General features: G+C 54.0%; 20 protein-coding genes. 11 read left to right on the top strand and 9 right to left on the bottom strand.

The window, feature by feature from the left end; genetic code table 11:
- Positions 1 to 334: 334 nt before the first annotated feature.
- The 5 genes from P8935_RS01770 to P8935_RS01750 form a co-directional block, all read right to left on the bottom strand.
- Positions 335 to 1,357, bottom strand: coding sequence for a glycosidase (locus P8935_RS01770; RefSeq protein ID WP_348263292.1), 1,023 nt, complete (start codon positions 1,355 to 1,357; stop codon positions 335 to 337).
- Entirely contained in the window at positions 1,354 to 3,615 is a 2,262-nt protein-coding gene (locus P8935_RS01765; protein ID WP_348263291.1) for a glycosyltransferase family 4 protein, read from the bottom strand. The genes P8935_RS01770 and P8935_RS01765 overlap by 4 nt, the downstream gene beginning before the upstream one ends.
- A gap of 638 nt (positions 3,616 to 4,253) precedes the next feature.
- Positions 4,254 to 4,508, bottom strand: a complete 255-nt coding sequence (locus tag P8935_RS01760; RefSeq protein WP_348263290.1) for a hypothetical protein — start codon at positions 4,506 to 4,508, stop codon at positions 4,254 to 4,256.
- A 143-nt stretch (positions 4,509 to 4,651) separates the two neighbouring features.
- Entirely contained in the window at positions 4,652 to 5,920 is a 1,269-nt protein-coding gene (locus tag P8935_RS01755; RefSeq protein ID WP_348263289.1) for an ATP-binding protein, read from the bottom strand.
- Positions 5,917 to 7,503 (bottom strand): ATPase domain-containing protein, encoded by a 1,587-nt coding sequence (locus P8935_RS01750; protein WP_348263288.1) that lies wholly within the window; start codon positions 7,501 to 7,503, stop codon positions 5,917 to 5,919. Before P8935_RS01750 ends, P8935_RS01755 begins: the two co-directional genes overlap by 4 nt.
- 1,591 nt (positions 7,504 to 9,094) lie before the next feature.
- On the opposite strand from P8935_RS01750, the gene P8935_RS01745 reads away from it, so the two are divergent.
- Positions 9,095 to 9,766: a Crp/Fnr family transcriptional regulator gene (locus tag P8935_RS01745; RefSeq protein ID WP_348263287.1), complete on the top strand. Its 672-nt coding sequence runs from the start codon at positions 9,095 to 9,097 to the stop codon at positions 9,764 to 9,766.
- Positions 9,767 to 9,899: 133 nt separating this feature from the next.
- Here the strand turns inward: P8935_RS01745 and P8935_RS01740 are convergent, their stop codons facing one another.
- Positions 9,900 to 10,727 carry a hypothetical protein gene (locus tag P8935_RS01740; RefSeq protein WP_348263286.1) on the bottom strand — a complete coding sequence of 276 codons (828 nt, stop codon included), beginning with the start codon at positions 10,725 to 10,727 and terminating at the stop codon, positions 9,900 to 9,902.
- Positions 10,728 to 11,039: 312 nt separating this feature from the next.
- On the opposite strand from P8935_RS01740, the gene P8935_RS01735 reads away from it, so the two are divergent.
- The 3 genes from P8935_RS01735 (at position 11,040) to P8935_RS01725 (ending at position 12,868) form a co-directional block, all read left to right on the top strand.
- Positions 11,040 to 11,519, top strand: coding sequence for a hypothetical protein (locus P8935_RS01735; RefSeq protein ID WP_348263285.1), 480 nt, complete (start codon positions 11,040 to 11,042; stop codon positions 11,517 to 11,519).
- 192 nt (positions 11,520 to 11,711) lie between these two features.
- On the top strand, positions 11,712 to 12,431 hold the full coding sequence (locus P8935_RS01730) for a sigma-70 family RNA polymerase sigma factor (protein ID WP_348263284.1): 720 nt from the start codon (positions 11,712 to 11,714) through the stop codon (positions 12,429 to 12,431).
- 56 nt (positions 12,432 to 12,487) lie between these two features.
- The gene (locus P8935_RS01725; protein ID WP_348263283.1) at positions 12,488 to 12,868 is read left to right on the top strand and encodes a hypothetical protein; all 381 of its coding nucleotides are present in this window, start codon (positions 12,488 to 12,490) and stop codon (positions 12,866 to 12,868) included.
- Between the two features lie 838 nt (positions 12,869 to 13,706).
- Here P8935_RS01725 and P8935_RS01720 read toward each other — a convergent pair.
- A complete protein-coding gene (locus P8935_RS01720) occupies positions 13,707 to 14,183 on the bottom strand; it encodes a hypothetical protein (RefSeq protein ID WP_348263282.1) in 477 nt (158 codons plus the stop codon).
- 473 nt (positions 14,184 to 14,656) lie between these two features.
- Between P8935_RS01720 and P8935_RS01715 the strand changes: the two genes are divergently transcribed.
- Together P8935_RS01715 and P8935_RS01710 are read left to right on the top strand one after the other, a co-directional pair.
- Entirely contained in the window at positions 14,657 to 15,064 is a 408-nt protein-coding gene (locus P8935_RS01715; RefSeq protein ID WP_348263281.1) for a RidA family protein, read from the top strand.
- A 2-nt stretch (positions 15,065 to 15,066) separates the two neighbouring features.
- Positions 15,067 to 16,710 carry an alpha-galactosidase gene (locus tag P8935_RS01710; RefSeq protein ID WP_348263280.1) on the top strand — a complete coding sequence of 548 codons (1,644 nt, stop codon included), beginning with the start codon at positions 15,067 to 15,069 and terminating at the stop codon, positions 16,708 to 16,710.
- A gap of 483 nt (positions 16,711 to 17,193) precedes the next feature.
- Here the strand turns inward: P8935_RS01710 and P8935_RS01705 are convergent, their stop codons facing one another.
- Positions 17,194 to 17,661, bottom strand: coding sequence for a hypothetical protein (locus tag P8935_RS01705; protein WP_348263271.1), 468 nt, complete (start codon positions 17,659 to 17,661; stop codon positions 17,194 to 17,196).
- A gap of 76 nt (positions 17,662 to 17,737) precedes the next feature.
- Here P8935_RS01705 and P8935_RS01700 point away from each other — a divergent pair, with 76 nt between their 5' ends.
- From P8935_RS01700 to P8935_RS01680, 5 genes are all read left to right on the top strand, one after another.
- Positions 17,738 to 18,028, top strand: coding sequence for a helix-turn-helix transcriptional regulator (locus tag P8935_RS01700; protein ID WP_348263272.1), 291 nt, complete (start codon positions 17,738 to 17,740; stop codon positions 18,026 to 18,028).
- Positions 18,029 to 18,106: 78 nt separating this feature from the next.
- The gene (locus P8935_RS01695) at positions 18,107 to 18,289 is read left to right on the top strand and encodes a plasmid partition protein ParG (RefSeq protein ID WP_348263279.1); all 183 of its coding nucleotides are present in this window, start codon (positions 18,107 to 18,109) and stop codon (positions 18,287 to 18,289) included.
- Positions 18,286 to 18,885: a recombinase family protein gene (locus P8935_RS01690; RefSeq protein WP_348263273.1), complete on the top strand. Its 600-nt coding sequence runs from the start codon at positions 18,286 to 18,288 to the stop codon at positions 18,883 to 18,885. Before P8935_RS01695 ends, P8935_RS01690 begins: the two co-directional genes overlap by 4 nt.
- Complete coding sequence (locus P8935_RS01685) at positions 18,882 to 19,151, top strand: hypothetical protein (RefSeq protein WP_348263274.1); 270 nt, start codon at positions 18,882 to 18,884, stop codon at positions 19,149 to 19,151. Before P8935_RS01690 ends, P8935_RS01685 begins: the two co-directional genes overlap by 4 nt.
- A 230-nt stretch (positions 19,152 to 19,381) precedes the next feature.
- Complete coding sequence (locus P8935_RS01680; RefSeq protein ID WP_348263278.1) at positions 19,382 to 20,404, top strand: hypothetical protein; 1,023 nt, start codon at positions 19,382 to 19,384, stop codon at positions 20,402 to 20,404.
- 546 nt (positions 20,405 to 20,950) lie between these two features.
- On the opposite strand, the gene P8935_RS01675 is transcribed toward P8935_RS01680, so the two are convergent.
- Positions 20,951 to 22,147, bottom strand: a complete 1,197-nt coding sequence (locus P8935_RS01675; protein WP_348265301.1) for a hypothetical protein — start codon at positions 22,145 to 22,147, stop codon at positions 20,951 to 20,953.
- Positions 22,148 to 22,175: the final 28 nt, after the last annotated feature.

Genomic DNA, 22,175 nt, shown 5'->3' with positions numbered 1-22,175 from the left:
TAGCCACTCCGCGAAGAAGTCGAATAGGCTGAACTTTACCCTTGCACAAATGCCGCTGTCCAAACGTGGTTCGGCAATCCGCGACTTATCCCACAGGCGCCGCTCGAAAGGTAACCCAGTAGTAGCGGCGCCAGCAGAACATGCATCGCACCGCGTGAAATGGTAAGAAGCAAAGCAATTTATCGAACGGACGCAACTCCGCTTGCTTGAATTGGATCGAGTTACAGCGCGGACATTTGCATCGTATCCAAAGCACCTGCATTGCCCAGTTGGGCCAGTGCCTACTTTTCACATCCATATTCCCACTCTTCCTTTCGCATGAGTAGTCACCCTTTTAGCGACCAGCTAATTGGTCCGCACTGGGGTGCTTTTGGAGCCACGCGAGGAGAGCGCGTATGCTCCCTGTCGCCATTGCCATGCAGGAATCCGCCGCACCGTAATAAAGATTGATTGTGTCTCCATCGGCACCGATCGTTTGTCCACAGGGAAAGACTACATCGCTCACATCACCGCTGCGTTCATAGGGAGCTTCAGGGCCGAACATCCAGGAGTCGCCTCGCTCCAGGCAGACGTCGGGTCTGTCGAGATCAAATAGCGCGAGGCCCAGACGATAAATGCTTCCTGAAGCGGTATTCCGAACACCGTGATAAATCGTGAGCCAGCCCTTCGCCGTTTCAATCGGCGGGGAACATAACCCGATCTTGTTTGCATCCCACCATCCGCCACGGCGAGCTTCAAGGATGATCTTGTGGCTGCCCCAATGCCGTAAATCCGGTGAGTAGGAAATCCACATGTGCGCTCCGAGGGTCGTGACAGGTCTGTGGATCATTGCCCAATGACCGTTGATCCTCCGTGGAAGCAGCGCGGCGTCCTTGTCTTCAGGCGGCATGATGACGCCGAATCGCTCAAAGCTCCTGAAGTCCCTTGTAAGTGCTAGCGAAACGCCGGGACCTCCACGCGAAAATGATGTGTAGGCGACTGCGTACTGTTCAAGCTCGGGAACGTAGGTGATACGAGGATCTTCGATGCCCCAGATTTCCTCCGGGTATTCGTGCGGATTCGCAGCCAGTGTAGGCTCCTGATCGACGTGCCATCCGTCGATACCATTTGCGGAACGTGCGGCACAAAGATGAGAAAGGCCGCGGCGATCCTCCACGCGACACAAGAGGAGTGTTTCTCCGTCGGCGAGTCTGACGGCACCCGCGTTGAATACGCTGTTAATCGGATACGGCCAGTTATCCCTGTTGAGAATAGGATTCAAGCTATAGCGCGTGAACAGAGGGATCTCGGAACATGCATTCTGTTCGGTAGCTTCAAAAGAACCATTGAGGGGGCTCGGGGCGATTATCGGATTCAACAGGAGGCACTCATTTCGCGATACGTTTCTTCTGCGCTTGTTCCGGTCGATGCCTGCATGTCGAGCAGGGCCATCAGAAATGAGAGCGTCGATTCGGCACCCTGGTTTTCATTGACGCGATCTGGATGAAGTCCGTCTCTGCATCCGCCCGTGGTGGGGTCGTAGAGCGGAACCTGCAGATCGTTTTTACCGAGGAACCAACCGAAGACTCGCCCGGCTTCGGTGCGCCACTGTTCCTCATGCGTAAGCCTGTAGGCTTCGAGACAGGCGGAGATCATTGCACAGGCTTCGACTGGTTGCTGGTCAAAGCGAGACTTGTCTTCGCCCTCGACGTAAAATCCGTTGGAGCCAATGGGTACAAAGATTTCAGGATCTCCGCGATGCTGCACGGCTGCCAGCCACTCAAGCGCTTCGATTCCCGCCTCAACCATTCTTTTGTTATTGCTGCACCATCCGGCAAGAATCAGTGCTTGGGGCAAACGTGCATTCGAATAGGAAAGACTCTTCTCAAACCAGTGCCAGGTGCCGTTGCTGCTGCGCTCGTAGATATTCAGCAGGCGATTGGCGAGCTCGTTGCGAACGCCTTGCATTGCTCTGTCGCCGGGAAACCGACCGAGATAAGCCTGAATTCCAAGCACGCTGAAAGCCCATGCGCGAGGGCTGGTGAACTTCAGGGCCGCAGGTACGGCACCCTCAAAGAGTCTTCCTGCGGCTCCGCGCAGTCCAGCATCCTGCGACTGGCCAAGAACAGTTCCCAGAGCCCATAGAGCGCGTCCATGACTATCTTCTGAACCAACCGTTTCAAGCCATTTGCGGTCGTAGCCCATGAAGTTCCTGAAGCGCCCAGTATCAGAATTGAATGCCAGCCAGAGAAACGAAAGATAACGGCGAGAAAGACTCGCATATTTGATAGGGCCGCCATCCATCGCGCCACAGGCCAGACGAGTGGACACAATGAGCGCACGTGCGTTGTCATCTGTTGTGTAACCCTCGCGTGCATTCGGCACAGAGAAGATTGAATGCTGCAACATCCCGGTATCGTCTGTCATTGCCACAATATGTTCGCTGCGCAGAACGGGCAGGTGTCCCAAAGATGCGGTCGGAATAATAGCAAGATCGTCGGGGTTCGTAGCTTTCGGCTGCAAAGAGCGCTCAAACCGCGCCCGCTGAAAACTAGCCATATACGCCTTTGCCGTCTTGGGCCACGTCGTTCCACGGGAGTAAAGATAGGCTCGCTTACGCATCGCGTGGCGTTCTGCATCGTTCTCGAGCAGTGCGATCACTGCTTCAGCGATGGCGTTCGGAGCTTCAAATGGAACCAGGACGCCTCTCTTATCCGCTAGCAGTTCCTTTGCATGCCAGTAAGGCGTAGACACGATTGCTTTACCAGCTCCGAGTGCGATGGCCAGCGTTCCAGATACAACCTGCGCCTCTTGCCTGTAGGGAGTGATGTAGATGTCTGCGGCACCTACGTGCTCCACGAGCTCTTCTGCGCTCACGAAACGATTGTTGAGTATCAGGTGATCGCTTACGCCAAGCTGTTCGGCCAGCGCCTGTAAGCTTTCACGGTACCGTTCGCCCTCGCGTCGCCGAATATGAGGATGCGTAACACCCGACACGATGTAAACGACGTTGGGATGGCGCTCCAGAATTGAAGGCAACGCCCGAATGACATTTTCAATTCCTTTGTTTGGAGATAGAAGTCCGAACGTGAGCAAGACTGACTTGCCTTCGGTACCAAACTTGTCCTTGAAGTAATTAGGGTCCATAAACGGCAGGTCGGGAACGCCGTGTGGAATTACATCGATCTTTCCGCTTGGGACTGCGTAGACTTCGCGAAGAAGTTGTGCAGCCAGTTCGCTCATCACCACCAGGCGATCTGACAATTGGGCGATTTCTTCGAGGACAATGCGTTGATTTGCATCGGGTTCCCGGAGAACGGTGTGCAGTGTTGTAACCAACGGCATCTTCAACTTGCGAAGAAGCACGAGGATATATCGGCCGGCGGCACCTCCAAAGATGCCATATTCATGCTGCAGGCAAACAATGTCGTTGCCATTGAAGTTCAGGAATTCCGCAGCCCGTTCGTACGTCGCGAGATCCTCCTGGTCAAGTTCGAGGCGAACCTGCTCAGGGTATTCATAGCTCGAGTCAGGATCGTTGACCGGAATTGCAAACAGGCGGCCTTCACCAAATTCGGTTGCCAGGGCTGTACAGAGATCGGTGGTGAACGTTGCGATGCCACATTCGCGCGGCAAGTAATTTCCCACAAAGGCAATACGGGTAGGCAGAGGCAAGGGTAGTACACGCTTTCATTTCGACTGCTTGTGAAGTCGCCGGAAAAGCTTGATCGACTTGATTTAGATTGTTTGGTGTTTCTGGAAGGGACATGATCCCTGCTTTCGATTTGATTTGAGATGGAATGACGAATCGCACGGATTCCACGGAAAACATCGCCCTTGGCAATCATTGTTCGATTCAGCCGCTCGATCGACTTATTGTGTGAGAATCGCCCGCGAAGGACCTTCTTCTGAAGTGTCCAGTGGTGTGTTTCGCTGAATCTTTCGGGATTGCATAGTCACATTGGCGAGGTAAAAGCCTGGATAATGAGTGATCCTGACAGAATCAAACTCGGCTGCGTTGAAGCGCTGCGCAACTCCTTTTAGTGCACGAGCCAGGGCTCGACGAGTGGCGCTGTCTTCTGTTGATCCGAATCCGCTTCGGGAACATGCTCCCTGCACCCATATGAAATGCCAACGCGCGCGCCGGATCATCGCATCGAAGGCAGGCGCTTCGATCCTTTCAATCTGTGTCCAGTTATCCCCGAAAGGTACTCTCTGTGGGTCAACTTCATCCGGCAGAATGCAGCCGTTGCGCAGGAAGACAGAATGCTTTGTCACTCTTTCGCGCTTCTTGATTCGGTTGAGACAACAGCGAGACCGGGACGTAACGAAGCTGTTTCCAGGGTGCCTGGAGCAGGTGGATCGAGGGGATCTTTAACAGAAGCACTGTTATCAACAGCCGTGTCCGCAGTTTTCTCATCTACAACACTTGCTGCCTTTGGCTCATCTTCAGGTCGATATAGATGTATCTCAGTCCGGTGGCGAGTAGATAAATGATTCTTCACATCCGCCTTTTTGATGAGACTCATGGCAGCTCCAGTCGTTCGGTTGCTTGCTTGGAAGACACTCGTCTGGAGCGAAGCCTGGAATGCAAAAGGCGAGAGGAGGAATGAAAACTACCTCCAAGCATACGCTTAACTAGATCGCCGTGCCGTGGGAGTTCCGTAGCTGTCTACGTCACCATCTCGCGCTGCATCGGCAAAGGCATTGCAGGTGGTGAGTCGGAATGAGATTCCTGACTTTTCCCGTCCAGAATCGTGGATACCTCTGTAAGTGTGTGATTGCCGCCGGTTTGGTTCAGTGGCAGAAAGATGGAGAAAACTGTCCAGGAAGATTGAGGAATTGCACTGCTTCTCATCTGAATCTTTCCGCTGTGTCTTTGGACAATTTCAGAACTTATCCAGAGGCCGAGCCCTGTCCCGGTGTCGTCCTTTGTGCTGACAAACGGCTCAAAGAGCGTCTTCATGATCTCAGGGCACACTCCAGATCCGGTGTCTGCCACGGTCAATCGAACGCCGGCACGCGCCCCATTCCTGCGTTCGTGTGTGTTGGAGACTCGGATCTTGAGTCTCCCTCCTCGATCTGAAGCGTCGAGTGCATTTCCGATCAGGTTTAAAATCACCTGGCGAAGTTCGCCTGCCCTCGCAACAATCGGCGAACACTCTCGGAAGTCCCTTTCAATCAAGATATCGGCCCACGCTAATTTGGCCCTGTAGAGGATGAGAGCGGAATCCACGATTTCTGAGAGTCGCACCAAGGACGGTTTGCTCGGTTCGCGGTAGAACCTAAGGGTTTGTGTCACGATTTCGGATATTCGCGCCAACTCGTTTGCCGCACTCACTCTGTGCTGCTTCGCCTCTTCCAGCGAACAGGAGGTGCCAATCAGGTAGAGCAGATTTGTCACAGATGCGAGTGGATTATTGATTTCATGTGAAATGCTTGCAGCGAGACGCCCGGCAACGGCCAGTTTCTCCGATCTCCGGATTGATTCTTCTGCGGCATGATTTTTGGCTATCTGTTCTCTCATCTGATATTGGCGGCCACGGCTGCGCAATGCCGCCTGGACAGTGCTGATGAATGTCTCAGGTCGAACGGGTCGCTCTAATAACACCACGTTTCCAAGAGGTTCTCGAACGCGCATTCTCCGGCGACTCTCTTCATCGACTTCCCCGCCCGATGTAAGGAGGATCAGGGGAAAATCGGACCACGAAGGTTGTTCAGTAATTCGTGTCGCCCAAAGGCAGATTGCGGGCAGGGTGAGGGTTTCTTCTGCCAGAATCAATGCACCGGCGCCTGAGCCAAATTCGACTAGAGCCATTTCCGCCGTTGCCAGCGAGACGCAGGGAATGCCCTTACTTGCAAGGAGATTGCATATCAGAACACCATCTCTCCCCGTAGGAGCAACTACGAGGACGCGGAGTTCATTTTCCCGACCGGTCACGTTGTTGCACCCGGATTTTCATGCAATCTAGTCAACCGCAGGTTGTCCGTTCCGCCGCGATAAGTGGGAGCACCGGTCAACACGCCTTCGAATTCCGTCAATATATTCCCTACTCCAATTGCCCCGTTCTTCATCACCAATTCACGAATTGTACGTTCATGCTCGCCGCTGCGTTTTTTGATTACAGAAAGCGCTTGCCGCACCTCGCCCGCCACCTCGAAGTATCGAAACAGCAGCACAGTGTCCGCCAAATAGCTAACATCAACAGGCGTATCGATGTTCGCCCCCACAAACCCATGCTGGGCAACGGTCATCAGCGTTGCAACTCCCTTCTGGCTCAAATACGCCAGTAGTTCGTGGAGTTGCATCGCCAGGAACTTCTCGTCGGGCATCGCATTCAGAAAGCCATTTAGACTATCAATGATCAACAGCTTCAGATCGTTCTTTTCCACCAGTTGGCGGACCTCATGAATGAATTGACCAGGCGAGAGCTCCGCGGCATCCACCTGGCGGAGAGAGAATTTGCCAGAGTCGACATGCTTCTTGATATCCAGCCCCAGACCTTTTCCCCGAATCAACAGAGTCGCGAGTGATTCATCGAAGGCGAAAAGTGCCGCGCTCCCGCCGCGTTCCACCTCAGACACCGCGTAGAGAGCCGCAATGGTGGACTTTCCGCAACCGGCGGGCCCAAGCAAAAGGGTGCTCGTGCCGCTATCAATGCCTCCCCCGAGCAATGTATCAAGTGCCGCGATGCCACTCTTCAGCTTCGTCGGCTCGAGAGCCAGAAGGTGCTCAGATGCCACGAGGCGCGGATAAACTTCCACGCCCCCCCGCCTGATGCAGTAGTCATGAAAGCCCTCGCGGAAACGTGACCCACGCAGTTTCTTCACTTCGAGTCGGCGTCTCTTGATGCCGTACTCGCGCTCCACGCTTTCCATCATGATCACGCCGTGGGCGATGCTCTGGAGTTGCAGATCGTGACGTTCGGCAGTGCGATCGTCCAGCAATAGCACCGTGCAGTTGCGACCAGAAAAGTATTGCTTAAGTCCGAGAATTTGCCTGCGATAACGCAGAGAGTCTCGGGCCAATAGACGCAACTCAGAGAGAGAATCAATTATTATGCGTTCTGGTTGAATTCTCTCGACCTCGGACAACATCGCGTTGGTAGTGTCCGCCAACTCGATTTCAGCTGGATTGAAAACCGTGTATTGAGCTTCGGGTTTCAGGTGTCTCTCATCCGGACCCAACTCGAATATTTCAATTCCATCAATCATCCAGCCGTGAGCTTCGGCGATTTCCAAGAGTTCGGTCTTCGATTCAGAAAGAGTGACATAGAGAGCCTTTTGACCACGAGCGGCACCTTCCATGAGGAATTGCATCGCGATGGTGGTTTTTCCCGTACCCGGGTCGCCTTCAATCAGGTAAAGGTGATTGCGGGCCAAACCTCCGCCAAGGATATCGTCTAGGCCAACTATGCCTGTTGCAAGCAGTCCTGCCGGCTTAGCCGTCGTGGCAACCGGCGATACTCTACTTCCGTTACCGGATTCCGCGGTGCTCACGGTGTGCGTAGATTTCGAATCCACGGTAAACTCCTGTCGCGAGAATCAAGGATTTACCGGATATCCGGCTGTCCTTCGCGTTATGTTCGAAGTGCCGCTCTCCGGCATCGTCTGTCGCTACTGCTAACGCAGGTTTCCTGAAGCTCTGCATGGAGGAATAGGTTCTAAGTATGTCTGCAGATCAACAGCCTTTTCTGTTCACTTTTATACAGATTCAGGATTTAGGCTCGTTTCGAACATCCCTTTGTCTTGGCTGCTTCGGAGGGACTCGGCCCGGCTGTCGATCTGCTTCAGCCACAGCGTAGCCGCATATGGAGCCTATTTGCAGTTCGCTCATGGCCCGCGTCATTTGAATTTCGCTGTCTGCGCGGCAAAGCAGCCACTTATCCGTTGGCCGGGACATCGTCCCGTCTGTGGCGTCCTTCGTTTGCGCAGAATGCAAAAGCAGAAGACGGATAGCCAAAGCGGCAGTCGCGAAAGTACGGGGGTATGAGGGGACGGCGAAACGCATCGATTTCGCCAGAAGCATTTCATGATCCCGCTGACTTCGAAGTTTCTGGGGGAGTCGACGGTGTCTTTCTGCGAACTGCTGGACACGTTCCGGTTGGGTCACCACACGACCGAACTTGAAAGCTTGCGAAGGGCCCGACCACAGCAGGGCATCTAGCTGATCTCGCAGGAAAAGTTGAACAGTGTTCAAAATCGACCAGCGTCGCTCATTGAGCAACCGCTACATTATTTCTTTCCCCCCAACGTTGAGTCTCAAAGGAGACAAAGAGTGATAACTCTGACGAGTTCGAGTTTTCGTCACGCCCCCGGGATAGAAAGACGAGCAAGATGAACTCCCCATCGTCGCCGAGCCTTCTAGAGGTGATTTGCCAGCTTCTCCAAAAAGTTGAAGGAACTTCCTATCCTAACCAGGACCCCGTTTCGATCGAAAACCTCAAAGCTTACCTTCGTTGCCGCATTGTTGAACTCGAAGCGGAGGAAGGATTAAGGCCACCTCCGCCGGAAACACCCGAGAGACATCCCTCACTCTACAGAAATGACTGGTGGCTACCTTGGTCCCAGCGATCGTTTTCCATTTCTGCGGAAAGCCTGAATGAAAATGCAGATCGGCCTATTCGAACCAGATCAGTGGCCTCGGCTGAGTCTCATGCAGCAACCAGCTCTCAAGTCTGAATGTTGAATGGAGCGCATGATGGATTCGCAACTGACCTGCCGTTTTCCTCACAGGCACAATAGGGATGGTTCGCACGATTCAGTTTGCATCTCGTGCTATGCAACAGTTGCCTCGGTCCAGAATGAAACCGATCTCGCGCAACATGAGCAAGATCATGTGTGCGATACGGTCTTTATTGATTACGCCAGTCAATCCTGCGGCGTGCCGAGCTAACACTATTCGGAAGAATCCGCCGCCAGCCGCGATCACGACAAGGTTACATCGAAAGAAAGCAGAGCGGTTCTTTGTCTGCTGTCCGACATAAGGTCTATAATCATCTGCAGTTCACTCCTGCCATTCTCGGAATGGGGCATTGGCAGCAGTTGAGTCGAGCCTCGGGTTCCTTGCCTGTGCGATCTGCGTGCAAAGTAGCAGCGCCGAAAGGTGGCAAAGATGACTCTTTCTGCTCCCCATGTATTCGATTCAGCGGCTTTTCTGGCCAGCGCAGGTCTTGGTCGAAGAGTAGTTCGACTGCAACCAAAGGAGTTCTTCTTTTCTCAGGGTGACCCCGCCGATTCTGTTTTCTATCTTCAAGAAGGCCGCGCAAAAGTCACTGTCGTTTCCAGAATCGGTAGAGAAGCAACCATTGCGCTCCTAACCCCACCCGCCTTTGTGGGTGAAGAAGCGCTTGCCGCGATGCCTGGGCTCCGCCTGGCCTCCGCTACGGCCATCACCGCCTGTACCGCTCTCAAAATCACCCGAGAAGAGATGATCAGGGTTATGCACGAAGAGAATGAGTTCGTTGAACTCTTCATGAAGTTTCTTTTGGAGCGCAGCATGCGCATTCAGGCCGATCTGGTCGATCAGCTTTTCAACGACTGCGAAAGGCGTCTCGCCAGGGTTCTTTTGCTCATGGCCGAATTCGGCCAGCGAGGCGAGCCGGAAGCACTGATTCCCAAGATCTCGCAGGAGACCCTCGCCGAAATGATCGGCACAACACGGTCCCGAGTCAGCTTCTTTATGAATCGCTTTCGCCGGCTTGGATTCATTGAATACAAGGAGCGCATCCGGGTCCATAAATCCCTGCTGAACGTGATTCTGCATGATCAGAATCTCGCCGGATGACGCCAAAGGGCCCAAAACTGGTCTCTAGGCGTGATTCGCAAGAAGCCAGATAGCCTGACCCTTCTGTTACCTCACCTTTCCGGTTGAACTACTCCCCAGGTGGCAGACACCAAGGAGGTTCGCTTATGTTGACCTAACGTTCGGCAACCACCGTCGGTTCCGGCGTACCCTTCGGAGAAGACAGATAGCCGGTCACCGTGTTCTTAGCGCTCACGTTGTTGACCACAATCTCAAATAACATTGGCACTTTGCCGCTGTAGAACTGAAGCGGTTCGTTCAGGCTCTTGTCCTTTTTTTCGTACTGCCTGTCGTCGGAAAAGACGGTGAGAGTGTACTTGCTCCTCTTTGAGTCTGCTTTCTTCAATTCCAAGCTAACTGTCCCGACCTGCTTCTTTTGTCCCTTTACCAGCGTGAACTCGTTATAGTTCCGGTCGCCCTTGTGCTTCAAAATCTCCAGTTCATCGGCATTACGCGCAATCAGGGTGCTGTGGCCGTTCAGATCGCCTTTCATCGACGTCAAATTGTTGTTGGTTTCGGCCAGGTCACTCTGCGTCTTTGCCACATCGGTTTTGACGCCGCCAACATCCGTTTGCACTGCGGCCACCTGCCCCGCTGTCTGCTGCTGCGCGGTTGCCAGGCGTGCTGTCGTCTGCTCCCCACGAACCTCGCGGACCTGCGACGCCGCCGCCCTTGTATCCAGTTGCTTCTGCGTCAGGCCGAGCGAGGTCTTCAACTCGTCCGTGGCGACATTCAATCGCGCATCGGTCTCCTGCTGTGCGGCCGCCAGTTTGTTGTTCTGCGCCGTCATATCAGCCAGAGCCTGTTGCTGAGTAGCCAGTTTGCTGTTCAGCGTATAGCTCCAGATAATCCCACCCAGTCCCAAAAGTATCGCCACTGAAATCGCTGCCAACAGCGCGCCGGAATGCGTTCTGGGGGCTTCTTGAACCACTTCATCTCTCATGGGTTGCCTTTCTTTCACTCCGGCTCACCGTACAGCACCATATCCCCCTTGTCTGCTCGATATAGCTCACCCGCCTCAACCTCGAAGCAACAAGATGAAAGTGCCTAACTTATCCCTGACCTGCGGCTAATGGCTATATCTCAATGTTGATCTGCTTCGAGAAAACCAAACACAGGCCTATCCTCTGATTTTCGGACCTGATCAATTCTGAACAGTCTTGTGAAGCCTCCCACGTCACAATTCTTGTGGTACCTAACGGCCACCGCAATGTCCATCTTGCCGTTGCGGACATTCAATGCAATGGAGAACGCAATGTACGTCCATTTCACGAATACCCAACTCATCATTGGTGGCTTTGCTCTGTTCCTCATTATCATTTTTGCTTTATCGGCATTCCTTGACAAACGCTGGAGAACAGTGGTGTCCCTTCGTGCCTTGGGCGCTGACCACAAACCCTATTCCCTCCGGCAAAGCTCCAGCTGCGACGACAAAGACGGGTCGAGCAATCTTTACGAGCGCTATGCAGATTTAAGTGCCCGTAGTCTCGGCACCGCTGAGCAGCGTATTACTTTCCGCGGCAAATCACACCAGAATGCCGTTGGCGGATCGATCCGAGGGCTGTTCTCACCAGAACGGCCGATAGAGTCCGACTCTGACACCTTCTCTGCGCCACCTCTGTCGAACCAGAATCCTCTCATGCCGTCCGACGAGGAGCTCCGAAATCTCTACTTAAATGAGTGGAAACCGACCAATATGGCACAAACGCCTCGCAAGGTGGTGAGCAACTTTTAAACACGGATCGTCGGATATGCCTATCGAGTTGGCAAAGCCGCACGCCTGCAAAAACCGTTGACTAACTGACGCTACTGTCGCACTGATTTACGGTTATCCATTCGACTGCTTGAACTGCCCCTTCGAGCAAGGCAAGTCCGAGCACAAAGTTTGCGGATCCCCGGATAGTGGCCGAGTCCGCACTGGAGGAATATGGCGGCCTCTACCCTTCCCACTTCATCGCTCTATCCAACTAGAACCTGGGCCTCGGAGCGCACGGGGCTCGCGCCTCCGGCTAAATCGATCCAGGACGATGTTCTGGCGCGGGCCCGGGCCGGCGACAACGACGCATTCGCGGAGCTTTACCTGCAGCACAAGAAGCGAGTCTTCTCCATTTGCTTGCGCATGGTGCATGATTTCTCAGAGGCCGAAGACCTCACGCAGGAAACCTTTTTAAAGTTGCACCGTAAGCTCGCATCTTTCCGCGGTGACTCCGCTTTCACCACTTGGCTGCACCGAATTACGGTGAATATCGTGCTCATGTACCTGCGCAAGCGTGTGCTGCCAGTTGTTTCACTCGATCATCTGATGACAAACCTCCCAGAGGAACACATCGGGCGCGGGGTCGGCACTCGTGATCTGACACAAATCGGGGTCGTTGACCGTCTGGCCATCGATCACGCTGCTGCCAACCTGCCGCCCGGTTATCGGAGAACCTTCCTCCTTCATGATGTTCATGGTTTTCAACATAGCGAGATCGCCTCCATCCTTGACTGCACCTCGGGCAACTCGAAGTCCCAATTGCACAAGGCGCGACGTGCACTGCGGCGCGCCCTCTCTACATACACAAACCAGCAGGCTCGGGGACACGCAGCATTAAAGCGGAGATCTGATTCGGGACGGATGACGCGCAATCCGGAAACCGCCAGTTAAGAGAAGGAGTATCCTGATGGGCTGAAGAACCACTTGAAGTAGCTGTGAGGTGTGAAATGTGGATCTTTTCCATCTATGGTTTTTACTCAGTTGCATGTGCCAGCAAGCCTGACGGAGCTCTTGATCCCGACACGTTGATGGTGCGAGCGAGGTGCAAAGATCATCTCCAAAACCTTCAGAAACGGTGCCCGCAGCTTGCCAGTTCGAAGATCCTTTCTCCGCCGAATCGCGATTATGGTTATCGGCTGATCGCGCCGAAATCCGTCTGGGTTGCAGCCCTTCAAGAAATGGCGGAAGAGCAAAAGTGGGACAACTTCAAGAATGAAGTTGCTCAGCGCATGGGGCGGGACGGAGCCGAGTACACCGACGCGCTCCATGAAGTGTGGCGGATTATGTATCGTTTGCAGGAATCTGAAACACGGCAGGGATGGTCCTAGAGTCAACGGCAACGCTATTCCCGACCAAGTAAAAACAATTGGACGATCAGTCATGGCGGAATTTGAAGAACGAGACCTAGCGGAGTCAGAAGCCCCTAAGGAAGGGTCTTCTGAGCTCAAGAGCCTTGCGCAAGGCATCAGTTTCCTGTTTGTAATAGGTGTGGTGATCTGGCTCGGTTGGTATGGGTGGGGATATTTCAAGCATATTGGATGGATTCCTCAAACCCGCATTATTGATGTGCACATGAGCGGAGACTGGCTCACCGGGGAATACCGAGCCTGCCAGACAGATGGGCGCGCTGATGTTCTGTTTTGCCCAAAGTCTGGCGAATCTCAGACAGTCTTGGCGGCTAGCGGCCAAGCGACTCGGTCCTTTTCTGTCGGCTTTTACGGGAACATAACCGGAAAGCATGATGACACTCTGAATTGGACCTGCAAGCGAAAAACTGAATCCATCAGTTGTCACTCCGCGCGATAGTGAACTATCGGAGAACCGCTAGAGATTGCCACGCCATCAGCAGCTGGCGTGGCGCTATTTTCGAAGTGTGCCTACCAACACCAAGTCAACGCCGGCGACAAGGGATAGATTGATGAGAATTGGCGAAATCGGTAAAGTGCTCTTCTCTTTGTGAGAGACCTGAAGCAGATGTGGCAGCTTTCACGGAAACTCTGTTCACGATGGAGGCATCTCTTGGTCGGATTTGAACGGTCGACACTCTGATCTGTCCTGACGCATAGGATCTTCCGAGCAAACGGTGAAGTCGTTCTCATGACATTCTCTTGGTGGGTCGAATTGTTGCTGTCTTGCGATCGCCTGTTTCCTGGACTTTCACGTCGCCTACTGCTTGTCATAAACGAGTGCGAGTGTCATCTCCTTTCCATCGGCGTCAGTACCTTTGGCCGTCAATGTCATCTTCTTGCCTTCATCCGAAATCACGATGCGTCCGGTGGCGGAATACTTTCCGGTCGTGTTCTTCGCTTCGTACAGGAAAGTATTGGAGTCTACCTCTTTGATTGACACGGTATCGTATGGTGATCCTTTGCCCGTTACCCCGGCTGGCGTGCCATCGTAATTTGCCGAATAGGTGGTGTCGATCGCAGTGCCATCTGTCCGCTCGCCTGTGCTTGTAACTTTCACGCCACCGGGACACACTTCTCGCACTACAGTGAGGCTTTTAACAGGTAAAGGTGCCGGAGTGTACCGGGATGCTGCGAGATTGACCTTCCAGGTGCCGAGAGAATTGTCGGCTTCCAACGCAACCAATGTCGTGGTGAATGCCAAGGCAGCCAAAGCCAGGCCGAACATTCTTCGCACGGTGAATCTCCTTTCGGAATTGAATTGTCTCTGGACCTCCACTGCGCCGACTCGCCGATCTGTTTGTGCCAAGCCGTCGCCCCGCGTTTCGGCTGGGGGATTTCGTGGTTGAAATTCAATCCGGTTAGAACTCTATGACAACTCTCGGTGCCTGGAATGTTCAAAATGGCTCACTTTTGTAAGATCGATCAAAAACAACTGACGCTGGTAGCTTAGTACTTCATTTCTGTGGAGCACGAAAAACGGGGATGTCGGTAACTTCAGTTAAGCCCGGCAACGCGTACATAAAGTTCCTTTCAGTACGTGGTACTGTCTGGGCTGAATCTGCTGAAATGGCTTTTCCGAAAAGCCCTTATCCTCGGCCCGGCGCGTCGTTTACATATAAGCAACGTGCCGGGCCGTATGAGGACAATGAAAACTCTTGCCAACTATAGATAAGTCGATTACCCCGTCTGGAGAACGCGAGAGCCGGAATGAAGATTGAAGTTGGCGGCTTTGTCGTTCTGCTTATCTCCGGTACAGCATCAATCGATGAAAACGGCCGGAGCGTGCACATCGGCGATTTCCGGGCGCAGATGCGACGTACCCTGGCAAATATCACAGGCCTACTTGCCAGCGAAGGATGCACCTGGCGGGATATCGTGCGCACGACTTGCTACCTGCGCGACATCGATCGCGATTACGAAGCCTTCAACGAAGAGCGCACTGCGTTTTTCAACACTGAGGAACTCGACCCGCTGCCAGCTTCTACCTGCATTCAGGCTATTCTCTGCCGGCCCGAACTGCTGGTTGAGATCGAGGCCATCGCGATATGCCGCACCAACAGTCCGCCAGAGCAAGCAACTATGATGAACGAACGATCTCAGAAGCAGAAAGGTTAGCAATGCGGAAGGTCCCGGATTGGAAGTGTGCGCGTGTCACCCGAGTGGTTCTTGTACGTTTTGCAGTCATGATCCTCACCATACCCGGAGCCATGCAGGCGGCGAGCGCGCAGAGGCTGATTGCCGTGCCTCCTCCCCCGATGGGCTGGTCTTCCTGGAACAGCTTCTCCAATACCGTCGACGCCAAAATCATCATGGACCAGGCGAACGCCATGGTTGTGAACGGCATGGCTAAGGCGGGCTATCAATACGTCACCATCGACGAAGGCTGGTGGCTAGGACAGCGCGATCCCGGAGGGAACATTGTGGTCGACGCCAAGGCATGGCCGGCAATTGCTCCGGGTGAGCAGGCCGGAGACATGGCCAACATCGTCCGTTACATCCATTCCAAAGGCCTGAGGGCCGGCATCTATACCGACGCAGGAATGGATGGCTGCAGCCTTTACCCGGACCTCGGCCCCGTCTATCAACACGTCGGCAGTGAAGGTCATTATGAGCAGGACTTCCTGCAATTCGCCAAATGGGGATTCGATTATGTAAAGGTCGACTGGTGCGGTGGCGACAAGGAGAAACTCGATCCCGCTGTGCAGTACGCCGAAGTTGCGAGAGCCATCGCCAAAGCCGAGGCTGCTACAGGGCATCGGCTCTATTACTCAATCTGCGAGTGGGGAAACAACAGCCCATGGACCTGGGCTCCCAACGTAGGCGGCGCGCCCGCAGACATCTGGCGGACCAGCGGCGACATCGTGCCTCCGATAGTGCCGCATGAAAAACACAGCGGCCGTCTGGCCAGCTTCCCCGGCGTGCTCTCCAATTTTGATCAGGGGATTCATCCGGAGGCAGAACATACCGGTTTCTACAACGATCCCGACATGATGGTGGTCGGGATGCCGGGCCTTACAGATGCTCAGAGCCGGGTTCATATGAGCCTGTGGGCGATCTCTGCAGCGCCTCTGCTGGCCGGCGCGGATCTGACCACATTGAGCCCTGCCACTTTGGCTACGCTTACCAATCCAGAGGTAATCGCCGTCGATCAGGATTCGCTTGGGCTGCAGGGAATCAAAGTGGCAACCTACGGTTACGGTCTTGAAGTATGGTCCAAGGCGCTCTCCACACCGGGAGAACGCGCGGTGCTGCTGCTCAACAGAACCGGCGACCCTGCAGCGATCACCGTGCATTGGGGCGACTTTGGGCTCAATGATTCGTCGGCTGTCTCGGTGAGAGACCTCTGGGCCCGGAAAGACCTTGGCTCCTTCGACTCTTCCTATTCCGTCGCAGTTCAGGCGAACGACGCCGCGATGTTGATCGTCAAAGGCAGCGAAGGAAAACTCAACTCATACACCGCTACAGGAGCCGATGGCGTGCGCGGCAGTCGGGAGGTCACCTTTACGAATGTTTCTTCGCGTGTTCGCGTGGCCAGACTTCGCATTTCATATATCAACAGCGGCGACGCCCCGCAAATGGCGGAACTGCGAGTGAATGGCCAGACCGCGACAAAAATTGCATTCCCTTCAACCGGAAGCGATAACAGTGCGGGGGCAATCTGGATTGAAGCGCTCTTCGATCGCGAAGCCGCCAAAAACGTGCTCAACTTTGAGTTGATCTCCGCTCCGGGATTGAAGATCGAATCGATCGCGGTCGAGTAGATCACGTCTCAGAGAGCCCTGCGTGAAAAGAAAGAAAGAAAGGTGGACTGACGTTTGAACAGGCGAACGTTTTCGCGTAGACAACCTGGTCGGTGGGAAAGTTGAAGATGAGCAATTCCTGTTTTCGACGTCTGATGGAGTCAATCCGGGACAAATCGAGTAAGTCGATATACTAGGATTCCTAATTTCCCTGCTAACTGGTCCTGAACTCCCAGTGCTCCCGTGGGGGAACATGTTCCCCCCTGCTTTTTGTGTGATTTTGTCCGGCAGATTGTTGAAGCTGATTTTGGCCGCCCCGGCTCAACAACAGGGTCGTTCTTTCTCCTCTAGGAACCGTGATCCGGATCATTCTCCTGACCCTGACCCCGATACGGAGAACAGGTCGTTTTCGATCCGGAAGACACCGGTGATCAACCTGACCCTGATCCCAGACGAGCTGAACGGAGAGCAGGGACAACCGGGACGATTCCGTATAGCTCAGGGTCACAGGGAACAGAGGCCGGACAATATATATGGTGCGGAATCGCCGGCAAGGCTGATGTCCGGATGACCTGATGGTGAGCATAGGCTTGGGTCCCTCCCGCGCGCGCGAAAAATATGTTGTGCGCGGGGAGGAAGGGACCTGGTCTCATTCGCCAGGATGTCCAGCAGGCGTCCGGACACGGTGGTGAAGTTGCCCGCCTCACCTTCGAGAGCCCGAAGCCGTGCCAGCAGCAGGCTGAGGGGATAGTTGAACGAATCATCCATCACCCTTATGCCGGCGGTTGCAGTGGGCAGGGAAGCAAAGCTCTGGGCCTGCTGTTCGAGATTAAGCAGGGCGGTCTTGTCGAATGCTGATCCGCCGGACAGGTCTCCCGTGGCGATCGCGGTGTTCAGCAGATCGAGCAGCTTCTGGTAGTACTCGTGGGTCAGGGATGAGTTGCAGCCTCTTTGGTTGGACTCTTCCCGCACCTCATACTGAGCTCGTAGGTAAATCCAGGCGAGCCCCTCTCACTTGACGGGCCGCCTTATCAGGAGTAATGAGTAAATGAGTGATATTCGTAAGTCGTCTTCCCGGTCCCGTCGTAGCACCCCCTTCTACCGCCAAGCCTGGGGCCATCTGTTCGGTGGCCTTCTTCGTGATGCCCGGGAGGAAAGAGGCTGCTCCCTCGAAAATGCGGCCCAGGCGGCCGGGATGGAAGTAACGCAGTGGGAGGCCGTAGAAGCCGGCCAGGTTCCCGAGAACTGGGAGCAGGTCCACCGCATGGCCGACGGTCTGGGGATCGATCGCAGTTGGCTAATCCCGCTCGTTCTGTTCTGCCACGAGGCCTGGGGCTAGTAACTTTCGGGGGCCGGGGTCTTCCGAGACTCTGGCCTTCATACTCATAACCATATAGCCTCATCTCCTGAGAAGGAGGTGAGTCAGATTAAGAAGCCAACAGAACTGAAGGTGAAAAGAATGAACTTGAATGTACCCGTCGAACTCCATAACAGCTTCAAGTCGGTCACAGCTGCCAAGGGCCAGGACATGACCACCGTGCTGATGGAGTTCATCACGAACTACGTCGCCAAGCACTCTCCCAAGGGGCGGCGTCGGTGAAACGCGCCGCTCTTTATATGAGGGTGTCGACCCTCGATCAGCGTCCGGAGAGTCAGTTGCATGACCTTCGGCAGATGGCAGCACAGCGCGGCTATGCCATCGTTAACGAATACACAGACAGGATCAGCGGCACCAAGGCTAAGCGGCCCGGGCTTGATCAGATGATGGCCGATGCCCGCCGCGGCCGCTTCGATGTAGTGATGACCTGGGCGAGTGATCGCATCGCTCGTTCAGTGAAGCACTTCCTGGAAGTGCTCGATGAGTTGAACCGGATAGGGGTCGAATACGTCAGCTTCCGGGAAAATATCGATACCGGCGGCCCGCTGGGCCGCGCGATCGTCGTAATCATCGGAGCCATCGCTGAACTGGAACGCTCGCTAATCGTCGAGCGAGTGCGTGCCGGCATGCGGCGGGCACGGCTGGACGGCCAACGCATCGGCCGAACTCCTCTGGTCCTCGATACCGTTGCGATCAAGCAGGACCGCGAACGTGGACAAAGCCTGAGGCAGATCGCCAAAGAGCACCGTGTCTCGACAGCCACGATACAGCGCGTGCTTCATCGGCACGCTCTCACCACGCAGGAGCAGGTCGCATGATCGAACAAGCAACAGACTTCTTGCCGGTATGGATGGTACTGTCGGCTGCCTTCGGCTTCCTGGCCGGCGAGGCTTGCGGCGGCCAGACTCGTCTTCGGAAATATCTCGAGCAGGCTAACGCAGATCTTCGCGATCAGCTTCGCAGGGCTCAGCCGCCTTGCGATCCAACGGTGCAACAAGCACTCGCTCAGCAGCGCCGCGTCATCAACGACATCCACAAACGCGTCGCCGCTGTGACAAAAGGCTTCGAAAAACCCGCCTCGTAAATCCCATCAAATCAATGGCCGGATCTCACGATCCGGCCGTATCAAAAGGTGTGGGTTATGAGACAAGCCATCAAGAACTATTCGACGGACATTTTGCACCGGTGAACACGCGTTCCCGGATAGAATGGGCGCTTTTTTATTACTAAACCCGCTCATGGCTCTGAATTGGCAGGACTAAACTGAGTTTGGACGGCGCCATTCCGTTTAAAACGCAATATAGGACCAATGACATGAGCAGGGCAATCAGTCTCTTTTCAGGCTATTCTCAAGGCGAAAACCGCACGACCAACTACTGCTTGCTCCTTCTAAAGATGCTCTACGAGGAAAACCCGAAGTTCCTTGCGGAAGTGATGACTACGCTGGTCGGCGAAGAGCTTGGCGATCAAATCGGAGTGCGGTTTCGTCAACAGGTTCGTAAAGGCTCAGCCATCCCAGACGGCCTTGTCCTGCAGCCCGCTTTCACAATCTACATTGAGACAAAGAACTGGAATTGGTTCTACGATGAGCAGCTTGCGCAGCACTTGGCTGCGCTTGACAGCGAGGACCGAGGCCTTAAAGTTCTCGTTGCGCTATCCAACTTTGAGTCTGAAGAGAGAAAGAAATTCGCTAATATACACGATTTATGCGCCAGAAAATATAAGGGCTCGATCCTTTTCAAGGAGGTTTCCTTCGAGGACTTTGTTCTTGCGCTAAAACTCCCCCACCTTCCGAAGAATCTCGACGACGCCGTCGCAGAATTCAGACTTTACCTCGACGAGCAGGAGTTACTTCCGTCCTGGGAGAGACGGCTCGACGTAGTGAATTGTGCTGGGCTGCCGGACGATGTGCTCGTCGGTAGGGTGTACATGTGCCCAGCAACCAGTGGGGCGTACAGTCATATTCGTTGTAAATATTTCGGCATGTATAGGGAAAAGCGCATAGAGCGAGTTGCCCTAATAGAAGCGGTTGTCGACGTTGAAGGTGTCGACATGGCCAAGGTGAAATGGCAGAACGTTTCCCGCGCCAAGGAGGAACTCAAGAAACTTGCAATGACAAAGGTTCATGACCTTCGGCCGGGGGTCTTTCCGACGCGCGTTTTCCTTCTCGGCCCACTTTACGATACCGATTGCCGCAAGGATAGCCCAGGCGGAATGTACAACAGCAAAAGGTACTTTGATGTCAGTTGGCTTCAGGTGAAGGAGGCGGAACAGCTTGCGAACAGACTTAAGGAAATTCCATGGTCGAAATTCAATGAGGAGACGACCGAAGCCTAGGGCGTTTCTCTTCTCGAATCAACGCACGTATCGGAGAAGTAATCCAGTGGTATGTACATCACCGTCCGACAAAAGGCGCCAACGTGCGAGCTTCCGGAGAGTGTGCGTGACGCTGAATTACCAGCCGACTTCCGCGGATGATTAAACTCAGCGACGAAACTCAACATAATTACATTCTCCTATCCCCCTCTCCCTGCTCTTTCGTCACCTTTGGGCACTCCGACTCCGCGCAATCCCATAAGTACTGCAAAGGCGCTCTCCTAGGCTGTTTCATCTTAAGAGGCAAACTCAGAACACCGGAGATCTCGGAATCAAGGTTTTCTTTGATCAGCCCTAGTGGGCGCGGTGACTTCCATCTGGCGATTATCTTAAGATGCTGTTGGCAGAAGTCTCCTGCTCGAATGTTCGAGCCGGCCTGAAGCGCTTCCGTGTCCCACCCGAATGGATATAGGTCAGCCCAAGTGCAAATTTCTGATTGTGAAAACATGAGGTGAAATCTCGAAAAGTGCATTATGGATTTTCCTCGAGCGGCAATGTTTTGATACCTCAGCTTGCGGCCAACAATTCCGTCAGCGAAGTGGCAAGCATCGCCGGTTTTGTAATGTCGATTGTGGCAATTGTCAGACGGCCACCATGTGATTGAAGCGTCCAAGACGATTGCAAGCCTGGCTGCCTAGATGTTTCCTGTATATGCGGATACAGGAGAACGGTATTCTGGCTCGAATAGATGTGCGCGTAACCGTACATTTGGTAGACATCCGCTTGCAGTATGTCGAAGTTACTTTGCCTTGGATTTATATGTTTCCATTTTGTGTCGAACACCACCACTTGCCCATCGCGCTCCACATGCAAATCGGGTCTGGTGTGAAACAGATTTTTACCTTTTTCGTCTTTCACCATGCACCGCATCGGACATTGAGCTCGGACCTTGTAACCGAGTGGAGTGAATACCTTGCGAGCGAACGCTGCTACATAGGACTCAAACAGAAGATTCATGTCGAAGAGTAAGGCAACACCGTCGCGCATTCCGCCGTGGGTAGTCTGACATGTGGCGGAAAGCAACAGACGGGCCAACCTTGCAGGAATCTCCCAGTCCCGATTGCCCCGATCTATGACGAAGGACTCGTTCAAGACATCCGAGACCGTTGCAGAACGAACGTCCTCAAAATGGGCTGCGATCTCATTCAGTAATCGCTGCGTGCCGGCGCGAATAGATCGGCGCCTCAAGAAGGTAACAGCACATAAAAGTAGCCGATTGAGAACAGTGTCCGCTGTGAATTCATCGTATCGGCAAGCAAGCCTATGCGGGCTTGCAGCCAGAATTGAAAATTGACGCGTGACAGCCAGCTTGCCACGCAAATAGCTGAGATCGCTTTCGTGCTGAGAGTAAGCTCTAGATAGGCCGGCTCGAATTTTCTCCCTGAGTCTACGTGCGAACAGATCTATTAGCAGTTCAAGAAGATCGCAATTCTGATACTCATGGCCAGTTACGTCGCCGTCGCGGACCGGCACATCGAGAGCTATGCCGAGCATGCCGATCAACACCCGCCTGGTATCACCCTCTCCGAGCCCGTGAATTTTGGGAAGGATTTCCAATCTGACATCGGTAGCCGCAATCATACCGACGAATTGGGCAACCTTGATCTGGTTTCGTGAAATCCATCGGAAGGCTTGGACGCCAAGAGAGCGCTGAGCGCGATCGAGTGCCTCACACTCACACACCGTCAGATGCGGGCCATCCATCACCCCTCCAACTGCGATCGTCTGATGC

This window comes from Telmatobacter sp. DSM 110680 (assembly GCF_039994875.1).
GTDB lineage: Bacteria > Acidobacteriota > Terriglobia > Terriglobales > Acidobacteriaceae > Telmatobacter.
The sequence above is the reverse complement of the archived record's forward strand: the minus strand, read 5'-3'. Positions and strand labels throughout refer to the sequence as shown.

Excerpts from the sequence above, each read along its gene's own strand:
- P8935_RS01760 (WP_348263290.1), bottom strand. The coding sequence starts at position 4,508 with ATGAGTCTCATCAAAAAGGCGGATGTGAAGAATCATTTATCTACTCGC.
- P8935_RS01745 (WP_348263287.1), top strand. The coding sequence starts at position 9,095 with ATGACTCTTTCTGCTCCCCATGTATTCGATTCAGCGGCTTTTCTGGCC.
- P8935_RS01740 (WP_348263286.1), bottom strand. The coding sequence starts at position 10,727 with ATGAGAGATGAAGTGGTTCAAGAAGCCCCCAGAACGCATTCCGGCGCG.
- P8935_RS01735 (WP_348263285.1), top strand. The coding sequence starts at position 11,040 with ATGTACGTCCATTTCACGAATACCCAACTCATCATTGGTGGCTTTGCT.
- P8935_RS01730 (WP_348263284.1), top strand. The coding sequence starts at position 11,712 with ATGGCGGCCTCTACCCTTCCCACTTCATCGCTCTATCCAACTAGAACC.
- P8935_RS01725 (WP_348263283.1), top strand. The coding sequence starts at position 12,488 with ATGTGGATCTTTTCCATCTATGGTTTTTACTCAGTTGCATGTGCCAGC.
- P8935_RS01715 (WP_348263281.1), top strand. The coding sequence starts at position 14,657 with ATGAAGATTGAAGTTGGCGGCTTTGTCGTTCTGCTTATCTCCGGTACA.
- P8935_RS01710 (WP_348263280.1), top strand. The coding sequence starts at position 15,067 with ATGCGGAAGGTCCCGGATTGGAAGTGTGCGCGTGTCACCCGAGTGGTT.
- P8935_RS01700 (WP_348263272.1), top strand. The coding sequence starts at position 17,738 with ATGAGTGATATTCGTAAGTCGTCTTCCCGGTCCCGTCGTAGCACCCCC.
- P8935_RS01685 (WP_348263274.1), top strand. The coding sequence starts at position 18,882 with ATGATCGAACAAGCAACAGACTTCTTGCCGGTATGGATGGTACTGTCG.
- P8935_RS01680 (WP_348263278.1), top strand. The coding sequence starts at position 19,382 with ATGAGCAGGGCAATCAGTCTCTTTTCAGGCTATTCTCAAGGCGAAAAC.
- P8935_RS01675 (WP_348265301.1), bottom strand. The coding sequence starts at position 22,147 with ATGGATGGCCCGCATCTGACGGTGTGTGAGTGTGAGGCACTCGATCGC.